General features: G+C 39.5%; 3 protein-coding genes. All 3 read right to left on the bottom strand.

The window, feature by feature from the left end; translation table 11 throughout:
* Position 1: 1 nt before the first annotated feature.
* Positions 2 to 1117 carry an imelysin family protein gene (locus ACHRV3_RS01560; RefSeq protein ID WP_395434268.1) on the bottom strand — a complete coding sequence of 372 codons (1116 nt, stop codon included), beginning with the start codon at positions 1115 to 1117 and terminating at the stop codon, positions 2 to 4.
* A gap of 55 nt (positions 1118 to 1172) precedes the next feature.
* Complete coding sequence (locus ACHRV3_RS01555; RefSeq protein WP_395434267.1) at positions 1173 to 2417, bottom strand: DUF4856 domain-containing protein; 1245 nt, start codon at positions 2415 to 2417, stop codon at positions 1173 to 1175.
* A gap of 386 nt (positions 2418 to 2803) precedes the next feature.
* On the bottom strand, positions 2804 to 11374 hold the full coding sequence (locus tag ACHRV3_RS01550; RefSeq protein WP_395434266.1) for a hypothetical protein: 8571 nt from the start codon (positions 11372 to 11374) through the stop codon (positions 2804 to 2806).
* Positions 11375 to 11402 lie beyond the last annotated feature (28 nt).

The following is an 11402-nucleotide window of genomic DNA, read 5'->3' as shown; positions in this document are numbered from 1 at the left end:
ATTAATCTCCATCACCATCTACATAATCAATTGTAATATTCAATGCCTGCATCATATCTAATTTGGTGTAGATTACATTTTTTTGCAAAGCATCATAAGAGGTTAGCATTTTTGTATTGTCATTTATAACCTGTTGAGATAAACTATTGCTTAGCGCCTGATTGGTTGTATAAATAGTAGCAAACTGTGTGTTGATGATATCACTTAGTTTTTTTCCATCACGTGTGGCATTCACAAAATCCAAATACGATTTTAGTGATGGACCTGTGGTTTCAGATGCAAAATATTTTCCGTTGAAAAAATCTTGTGATGCTTTTACACCAATATTCAATAAGTCTTTCGAAACATCATTTTTGTAATAAGCTTCTACTTTTTCAGGGAAAGTTGTTCCATTGGAGAATTTCCCGGCAGGAATACCCAGTTTTCCGGTTCTCACATCTTTCTCAAAATTCTTTACAAAATTATTGGTAGTTTCCGCTACAGAGGATCCTACTGAAGTTCCGTTACTTTTGATGTAAGCTTCACGATACCCGGATTTCCAGTCGCTAAGAACGGCATCACTATTTTGTTTTAATTTAGTAATAACCGCAGCTAGGTAGGTTTTATACTTGGCTGCATTTGCATTAGTGGTATAAAAAACAAGAATACCGGCATCATCGCTAGCCAGACCATTCAACAGATAATCTAAACCCGGAAAACCCTGTCTGCTATACTGCGAAAGTAAATCAAGGTTATAGGTTCCCGTGATATTGGCATTGATACCATTGACATCTGCAGGGTAGGTATTGCTCATGGCATTAAAATTAATATCAAGCGCTTTACCAAAATTATAAATAGCAGTATACTGAAATGCTTTGTAGGCATCAAGCCATGCGGCACGAACTATTTTTAGGTTTGCATCATTTGGAGTGGTATTAAAAGCAGCAGCTGCGGTCTGCAATGTGGCTACTTTTGTTTGATAGTTGGTGTAGCTCGGGATGATGATATTGTCGGCCCAATTGGTCAACATTGCTGTCCTGTCGAAGTTACTCTCTCCTCCGGTATCCTTATTATCATTACTTGAAGAACAGGCATAAATACCAACAATAAGACCTAGAATTAAAACTATTTTTTTCATAATCGTAAATTTTCAATATAAAAGCTATTTTATTGAGAGTCAAATTTATGTAAAATTAGTTTACTTTTGAAGCTTGCGCTACAGTAAAACCAAATTTTGTTGCAATTTGAGTAGAAATCTCATCTAGTTTTGGAGATAGTCCGTCAATATCCCATAAACCGTTTGTACCGCTTAATAATTTAGCCAACATGGCATCCACTTCAGCTTTAGTAAAGTAAGGACTGTTTGTACCCGGTTTGTTTGTATAACGCAAACTCATGATAAATCCGTAACCTTCAGATAAAGAGTGTAATGCTTTTGCTCCTTGGTCTCCTGCAGTTAATTTTGCTTTTCCGTCCTGAAGGTAGTAAACTGCACGTACAGCAGGAACTATCGATAAGTTGGTTTTAATAATGGTAATCTGCGCATCACGAACGGCATAGTCATTGGCGATAATGGCAGCTCTACCGGTTCTGAAAGCCAACTCAATAGCCGCTTTTGTTTTGTTGAAATCAGCATCAGCATTTACCTGATTGATATAAGAGCTCCAGTATTTAAAAACATTAGGCGTAACAGTTAGATTGTCAGTACCGTAAATGTATCCGTAAGCCTCATCCCACGCATGTTCCATTGTAGTGTACTTAGTTCCGGCTTCTAATACTTTTTTAGTATTGTTGTCTTTATTTGAAGCCTCATCCAGTTTGTTTGTACTCAAATAGTTGTTCAGAATCTGATCCAAAAGACAAGCTCCCATCAAACCTTTCAATAAAAGTTGTTGTGGCTCCATACCGTTTGCAGCAAATACTCTTTTACTCGTTCCGTCCAGATAAACTCCCGCAACACCCGGCGCTGCAGTAGTACCTTGTGTTCCAGCCTGAGCATCTGCAAATGAATTTTCAAATACTTCACGTACAGCAACCTGCTCGGCACTTGTACCACCACCTTGGTTTAGTACAAAATAATCTTTAGACGCGGCTGTTTTGTCTTTTAATTGTTTTCCGGATGCATTTAATCCTGCTCCGGTGAAACGTGCATTCTTGTTAGAATACATATCAGATAAAAAGGCTTTGTCGGCAACAGTTCCGTTAGTTCCGGCATTTTTGATATAATTACCCAATTCATCAAGCATTACTAAACGAGTTGTTTGTCCTGAATAATCAACAGATGTAGCACCTTCTCTTGTAAAAGTGTAGGTTGCCGGTACCGTGTAAGGAGCGATGCCTTGTTCTTGCGGTTTGTTATCGTCATCGTTTGAGCAAGAAACGGCTGTAAGCATTAAAGCCGAAAAAGATCCAAGTAAAATTAATTTTTTAACATTCATTTTTATATTTATTTAGATTGAATTAACGTATGTGATTTGCAAATATATTTTAAAAATGCTATGAAGCAAAATTATTAAGAACTTATTCGTCAGCTTGTTGCTTGTTAGACGGGAAATGATGCGATCTGGATTTTGAAAATGATTTGTGCTTTGGTGCTTCGAAAGAGGTGTAATTCAACACTTTTATTGAAGGAATTAATGAAGTTAAAAAGGATGAAAAATACTTGTATGATTATAGTTCGTTGGACTAGATTTCCAGGTATTAAAATTAATTGTATGCAAGGAATTCTATGTTGTTGGACAACATTTTTTGATTACTCCATAAAAAGCAAAAATCCCAAAAGTATATTTGAGATTTTTGCTTTTAAAAGAATAGTAAAAAAAGTCTACTGTGGTGTAATATCTGTTAAAGACAATGTAAACGGAATCTGTAATATTGGAACATAACTGTCTGTTACCGAATAAGCTGTTAACATGAACGTAAATGTTCCGGCATTACTTTGTGGAGTACTGTTTAGCATCCAGGTGTTTATTCCTTCTGTGATCATGTCTGCGATAGCTTTTCCGTGATCCGCAACAGTCAATGTAGTAGGAGTAACCAGTAAAACCGGTACGTCTACAGAGAAGGTTGTAGTTGGAATGACATAGGTATAATCACATTGCATTTTTATGGTGAATTCCGTAACAGCAGCATTGATATTTTCTGTTAAAGAATCGAACAACGCCAGCATCTGAACATTAAAGGTACGCGTTGGCTGTACCGGATAAGTAGTAGTTCCGATGGTATTAATAGCTATTGCGTTATCGGCATTTAAGAACGGAATCAGTTTATTATAGAACATCACTTGCGGAGTCTGATAGATAAACAACGGATTAGTTGTTTCCCATGTTCCGTCTTCATTTTGCAATAATTCTTCATTTCTGATTACGGCGACACTGCTCCAGGCATTTTGCGCACTTAAGATATCAAGACCATTGATTAAAACAGTTCTTGAAGGATCGTTGTTTCGGTCATCATACATCAAATAAACTTTCTCACCGGAGTCGTTTAGTTTGTAATAAAGGAATTCATTTTTCTTGCCGTCTACCAATCCAATACTATAACCGTTAATTCCGACATTGATTTCGACATCAGCAGATTGTGGGTTATTGTAATCAACAGTGACAATTAGATGATCCGTTCCATCCTGAGGACTTTCGGTGATGGTATAGGCCAACGTAAATGGTGGTGCAGGTGCAGGAGTACCAACCATTGCCTTCAAGAATTGGTTTCTTGGATTGACCTGATTGGTTAGTGACCATTGCTCTGCTACTTCATTTACGATAGCTATAAAGGCCAGCATAGCATAACGAGCATTGATTGCCAAAGGTGAAGTTGCTTCTAAAGTTGCAGGTGTAAGAAGTGCCAGATAATTATCAAAATCAGCACTGATTTGCGGATAGGAATCAATAAACTGAGCTAATGCTTGGTATAACGGCAGATTCGGTGTATTCGCAGTGGCATAATAGCTCTGATTTTCATCAGTAACATTAAATTGAATTTCAGTTACTATGGTATCCTGTGCCGCAGATGGGTTTTGATACGTGTAATAGTACTCCCAAATACGAGCGTTTTGTATCGTTATGGCTTCTTGTTGGTTGGATTCGTTCACAGGATAATCAAAATTCTGCGCAGATATTGACGGTGGCGTCGGATAGGCACGCAATGGCACCGGTATTGTGGTTTCGCCAACATCGGTCATACCTGCCAGTGGACTATCTTTGTGATCGATATCTCCATCAAGCGGAATAATAAAAGTCAACCAGGAAGAAGCAAGATAATCATCTAAATCCGGTATATCGGTAATATCAAATTCCAAATGACTTACGCTGTACTCCATATCTCCAAAAGCGAAACTACGACTTTCTGCGGCATCTTTGGCTTCAAACATATACGTCAACCAAGAGTCTCCATTGGCGGTCGGTACTTTGGCTGTTGACAAAGAGTACTCAGTAGACTTAAGAACAGTGTCAGATCCGGCAGTCGTAGGATCCAGACCTAACATTTTTCCGTATAGGGCAGGAACGTATGGAGCCTTCGGTGGCACATTGTTTGAATTGGCATACTCGCTACCCGAATAGGCTGAATTTATACTCGCAGTTGTTTGTACAGAAGCAATATAACGGTAAGCATTTGCTAATTGTATCAGGATTTGTTGTTTCCATTTGTCCTGTGCATTACCAATATTTGAAGGCCCTTTTCCTGCGGTTGGTTCAATAATAAAGTCGATAGTACCTTCAATCGCTTCAGCCAGTTTTTGTTTGGCATCCAGTATTAATTGTAAATAATCAGGATCTCCGGCAAAGACATCACTTGCAGTCAATAAAAAGGCAGGGACCGAATAAGATGGACTTAGGAATTTATCAACAGCCTGTAAGAACTGTAAGCCCCAGCTGTCCATGTCAATACTCGTGTAATTTTTGGTTACACCGCTATCAGCAGGATACGCTTTACCTTGTTGGTATGTTTGTATTTTAGCGGAGAAGGACTGTAAACTGGTTGCCAACGGAATAGGAGCAAAGTAGTAGACCTGTTCTTTATTGAAACCAAATTTAAGACCATTGGCACCTGTGCTGTCAAAACGCACCATCCAAAGAGGAGCATTTGCAGTGGTATCACTGTTTCCTTTGGTTAAATTGGCTCCGGTTGCGGCTTTAAGCACTATGCCTGCAGTAGGCTGATTGATAAAAGCGGCTTCAAATTGTTCCGCAAAATAAGAAAGTGCCAGCATACTGTTTACACCATTGTCTGATGAAGGCTGTATAACGGTATTGGATAAAGCCACTCCTGCAACAGTTGCAAAATTAGGATCCAAATTAGCAATACGTTTCATCGTTATACTGGTAGAAACCAATGAAATTTCGGGTAACGTTATGATGTTGCTTGTTGTTACTTCGGCATTTATTGTATACGTTGTCACTGCAGCCGGCTGTTGTCCGGCAATGATTGCTTTTAAATAAACAATAATCGGATTGATAAAATTAGTCAATAAATCAGTCGTTGTAATAACATGATCTGTTGAAGTAATTACTCCTTGTGCATTGGCCTGATCTTCTACGGTTGTAGTGTAATGAATAGCCATATCATTACTACTAAGCTGATAGTAGATATTCATATAAGTGATCATATCGATCTGAGCGTTATTCTGCGCTCCTTCACCTACATAACGAACGGTATTGAAATTAAAATTAAGGTTGATGTTAGGTTTACTGTTTACAGGACTGAAAATGTACGATACCGATACAGATGGCCACTGGCTTATCGCTATAATCGCATCGGCATACAATAATTGCATTGATGCATTTAACGGAGTGGTTCCGTTAGGCGGCACATTTCCAAACATATCCTGCCAGTTCAATACCATTTGTACCGTTGTACCTATGCCCGCATACGGATTCGGATATAGCGGATCTGTACCTGCAGGTTGGATGTATTTGTAGTAAGGCACCACCGCATTGTAGTTCCAATCTTCAACATCAATATTGGGTGAAGGGGTTCCGTTTTTGGTATTCGCAATGGCATCATCATCCATCGAGTCTACCGGTCCTGCAGGCGTTGGATTGATATAGGCCGGTATGGCCGGAACTGTTAATCCGATCAGATTGAATTGCGTTTCCAGATAGATTTTGTCTTCTGCTATTGTTGGTACCGGTTGTGTCGGAACATAATCCCCTGGGCTTTTGCGGGTTACTTCATAACCGACTGTTCCCGGCAATAAAGTGGCTACACGGGTAGTATATTGTTGTGCAGCTGGCGCGGTATCGGGTGACTGTACATAAACAGAAGTATTGGAAGTATCAATAGAATCTCCAACAACAACACTGTTCACAAACGGACTTAGTATGAGATCGTCGTAAGTAACTACCAATGCCAGATTCGCTACTCCGTTACCAGCAAATAAGGTATCAGGTAATCCTTTATTTTCACTGTTATTGTAATAGAAGTAGAAGCCGCCACTGCGAACAATACTGCATTCCCATAAAAGCTTAATAAAGTCTCCGGCACCGTTTAGCGTATTGTAATCTCTCACAGGAGCCTCGACAAAAGCAGCACTGAAAAAGGCTTCTGCCGGATTGGTTTCTGTTGAAAGGTTGGCTTGTACGATAGCAGTTTTAAAACCACCATTGGCATCCGATATATAACCACCGTTTGAATTTGTTGTCGGATCAGGCTGATACAATATCTGAATCTGCTGTATGGTTTTGCTTCCATCTTTATCACCATGTGTATTGAGATAAGTCAACAGTTCTTGTAGATAAACTGTTCCTGCATCATCGGCACCTACCAGATTGTACATGTTATTTGATAATGGCGTTACTTGTCCGTCGACTGCTGTAATTTTCTGTAATGAAAAATTAACAACGGTACCCCAAGTGTAATTATTGACTTTTGCCTTGGTAGTTCCTGTATTGGTTGTAGTCAATGTTTTGACATCAAAAAGCCAGTCTTTTCCATCCGAAAAGATAGTGGTTAAGTTAGACGGTAATTTCCATAAGTAAGGTTTGTTGTCTACGCCACTGTAATAATCTCCCGGATATTGCCATAACGCTGGAGCTCCCAATGAGAAAGTTTGCGGCGTATCATTATAGTTGATAAGTGCAGCTGGTCCGTACGAAAGAGTAGGCGACAATGTAATCGCTGCTACATCATGTATGTGCTGAATCTCGCTGTCATTAATCGTTATGGTAAGCGTATTATTAGTACCGGATACCATAGTAATCCAGGCCACATTTGGATTTTGCAATAAAACCGAGTATTGATCACCCGCTTTCAACGTAGACGGAATCGCAATCTGCTGACCTGTCAATACATACAAAGGTTGTGTGATTCCTTTTGCTGCATCCGGTGGTTGCGGTAAGCGCAAACCATGAAGCATAAAACGAGACGCCATACCTCCAATTCCTTGTACACTATCAGCTACTGCGGCGGTAACCACATCACTTACTTTGCCTTTAAGTGTATCTTGTTTAGTCAGATAATCTGAGGCCGCCTGAAGTGCTTGTTTGGCCAATAATGCTACAAAATCGGTAAAGATAAAGGTAGGGAAGGAAAGGTTATGCTGTTCTTCATAAGTTGGATCGGTTACATTACTGCAATCGGTCGAATCATAATATTCTGCCGTAATACCGGACTGGTAATCTACTCCGGCTGAAGCTAGTAATACTGTTATGTCACTGATATAATTTTGAGTACCGGTCATGTTTTGGGTAGCAAAATTTACAGCGGTACCGGCAGTACCGTTCAGATTTGTATTCAGAGTTAACTCCGGTACTACAGGGAAAACTGCAGCATCCATACTTCCGCTTTGTGTAGCATCAACTGCACGTATATTTAACTGGAAGTACGTACTGAAAAAAGTCTGTATATCGTCATGCGCCGCATTTATATAATTGAATGGCGCCACATTATTGGGTCTTGTATTAAAGTAGCAAAGCAAGATAGCAATTTGATCCGCTGTGATTTCTTGTGCTTTTAACCAATCCAGACCGGTATTTTCACTTGTATTACCAATTAGAGCATTAATTGCCCAGTATAATACACCTTCTGTTAACGAAGAAAGACTGTTGCTGTTAACATCTGTATTGATATAAAGCATAGAAGCATATTGTGGTCCTGAAGCTCCTGTTTCTCCCGATACCGTAAGTTGCGGGAAGAACAGTAAATCCAAAGGTACTTTTGCGGCGGGTTGAATTGGTTGCCATTTCAGTACTATTGGCGTTGTGGTCAGGCTTAACAGTCTCGCATTTCTGCTTCCCATGTCTAGTGCCGCTATAGCATTTGATCCTTTTATCGGACAATTAATCCATGGCGCATTATACGAGGTGTCGCTACCAATGATAAACGAGGCACTGATCGTAGCACTAAAGTGTAAGGATACTTTAATAGAGAATAAACCTAAATTAATTTTAACAGTAAGTTTTACCGAAACACCTGCTTCAAAAGTAATTGGTATTGGTTTGTAACTTTCAATTACCATCGTGATATAGGCATAGGCCATGATATCTAATCTGGCCGATATAATGGCAAAATTAATCTCACCATAGATATGTCCTGTCAGACCAAAAGTTCCCGTGATTTTATAATAGGTTTCGTCATGGGTATCCCGAGAAGTATTAGCACTGAAAAAGCCTAATACACCCTGAAAAATACCAACAGCAGTAAGCGAAAGACCAGCCTTCATTATACCTGAATCAACCGTTTTACCAACTCCTAAAGAGAGTCCTAAACCAAATTCAATAACAGGATTGAAAACCCCGCAAGTAGTAGTCGGTACATTGCTCGATGTAGCTCCGCTCAGATAACCGAAATAGAATCCGCCGAATCCCAGAAAAGGGAATACCTGCACAGAGAAGGAGCGGGAGAAATCGGTAATACTGGCCGGGAAACCAAAGTCCAGATAAAAATTACCATTGGTGTATACTTTTACTCCAATAATAGGAAGCGTAATCGATACTTCCCCAAATTCGAGATGTCTGAATTGATCCGGCAATTGCAGATCAATCTGGTACATTCCGATCGAGTCGTTTATTTTTTTATAAAGAATTTCAAATTGAAGGTTTTTAAAAGCTCCCGCGTCTTTACTCACTCCAACTAACAATCCGTACATGTTAGGGTCATTAAAAACCGCAGCGATACGATAAAATTTAGCCACCGTAAAGTCAGCTCCAATAAGCCAGTTGCTGTTCTGATCAAATATCAACGTACCCGGTTTAGTACTTGCAGCGGGTACCGGTATAGCAGTCGAACTTTCGTCTGATGTGGTGGTGAATGCTGCTCCCAATGCTGTAATAGCCGCGTCTACGGAGTCGAGACTTGGCACATCATACATCGTAACATGCTGCCCCATAGCGAGTAATTTCAAATCAAAAAACTCACTACCCATTCCCGGTACTGCCGGCATTTTGGTAGCATCACTTCCTTTTCCGTCTTTTTGTAATGGGGAATCGGGTAAGATTGGAAGACCTAAGAAAGTACCATCAATAAAGATGTAAACACCACTGCCGCCAATAGAATCGTCTTTGGTGATTTTAAGGGCTTTTATATTAATGAAGCCTAAGTCTACTTTTATCGGTATACTGGCTTCAATGGTGCTTTTTGCCGAAGTTTTGTATCGGGTGTATTTAAATTCAAAATCAGAGAGATCGATGCTGTTTAATATACTCCATGGTGAAGACAAACTGAAGCCCGGGCTGAAGGTGCCAACCAAAGTGCTGACAATTTCGCCCAATGAAATTTTATCAAATTTAATATCGATAATATCATTTTCTGTACCGCTTGTATAGGTAATGGTACTGGCAAATTCGGGTATTTTTAAATAGACTTCTGTATCTGCTGTACCAAATTTATAACCAACTATAAAAGTCAGTCCAAGCATTTGTTTGGCATCAGCGGTTCCTGTGATAGTTCCTGACGTTTTGCCATCTGTGTAAGTAATATCAACATTAGCACTCAGTTTCAAATCAAAAGAACTGTATTGTAAATGCCAGGCGACATCTCCTTTTACGTTGTAAGTGGATGATTTCGCTTTATCATTCGGCAAAATATCGGTAAAGTTTACATTACTGATACTTGGCAGATTATCTTTTACCCAACTAGGAATGGTGTCGTAACCCATACCAAAGGCTTGCAAAAAGGTAACGGCAATGTCTCCCAGTGAGATAACCTGATCGGTTCCGGTACTGGCGCCAAAGGTCCACGCATCGCCATCGTATTTAGCAAACGTGGTCAGATCAACACCGCTGTCCGGTGTATTTGGCCCTATATGGAATTGCCCGCTTATTTCTCCCGTAGTCTCACCTTGCTGACTGCTGATGTCTAAAGCCAAACCAGTCATGGTAAAACTTAAATTTGGATTACTTATGGTAAAGAAAACCCAGTCGGTTACTACAGTGCAATTAAGGGTGTAGTTCTTCGCATTTGGATCAATTTGAACCTGCAAAACGGTTATTTCCGATTGAAGGTTGATCTTGGTCCCAGTCCAAAACATGGTAAGTAAATCACCCAGTTGTATGGTTCCATCTATTAATTCTACACTTGCTTTAAAATTGGGAGCTTGTGCAGTCAGCAATACATTGTTTGCCCCTGGTGATCCTATCGTAAAGTTGCCTGTAAAGGTAAACTCAGTAGTGATACCACCCGTTTTACCAAAACCTAAAACAAGACAATTAATATCAATAGCAGAAACCGCAAGACCAGGCAAAATTTGCCACTTATACTCAGGTGGCGTACTAATATTGACGGCGATATACTCTACTATGGGTTTGGATGAATTGTAACTAATGTCAATAGATTTTAGGCCAAGTGTAGATAAGGTACTAAAAGGTTGCGGTAATGCAGCGGTTAGATTAACACCTCCAACCAATTGATAAAAATTAGAAATACTTGGGTACGGTGTATTAAAGTTTCCTTGTAACAACCAGGTATTATTGACGATAGGATAGACCATTTGTAAGGCTACATTAACAGCAGAACTCACCGCAATTGTTCCTCCCATTGCTCCAATCACCGGCATATTATTATCATAGACCTGCACTCCTATAAAAGGACTGGAAATTGAAAACCAATCAATTCCGCTAATAGCCCAAGTGCCATTTGAAAGTATGGCATTTAATTTTGAATACAAACCAACATCATCTGTAGCAAAAATAATAGCAACACTCATATCACCAACTCCAAAAGAAGTAGTGTCACCGGAAAGTGTAAAAGAGGTAAGCTTGTCATCCCAAGCCGCAGGAGATAAAGTAGCTTTATCTATGGTAAGTGTTCCGGAGATGGTTATATCTGAATAGAATTTACCGATAGTATCTGAAGTATCTAATACGTCAGGGACAAGAGTACATGTTCCATTTCCCTTTTCTATGTTTGCTTGTATCTCCTGATATAAAGTTTTCAGGGTTGGTGTTTTATCTTCAGTCATCTTTTTGCGGAATTACTTGTATTAATTA

Source organism: Flavobacterium sp. FlaQc-49 (genome assembly GCF_044005985.1).
In the GTDB taxonomy this organism is placed as follows: domain Bacteria; phylum Bacteroidota; class Bacteroidia; order Flavobacteriales; family Flavobacteriaceae; genus Flavobacterium; species Flavobacterium cupriresistens.
The sequence above is the reverse complement of the archived record's forward strand: the minus strand, read 5'-3'. Positions and strand labels throughout refer to the sequence as shown.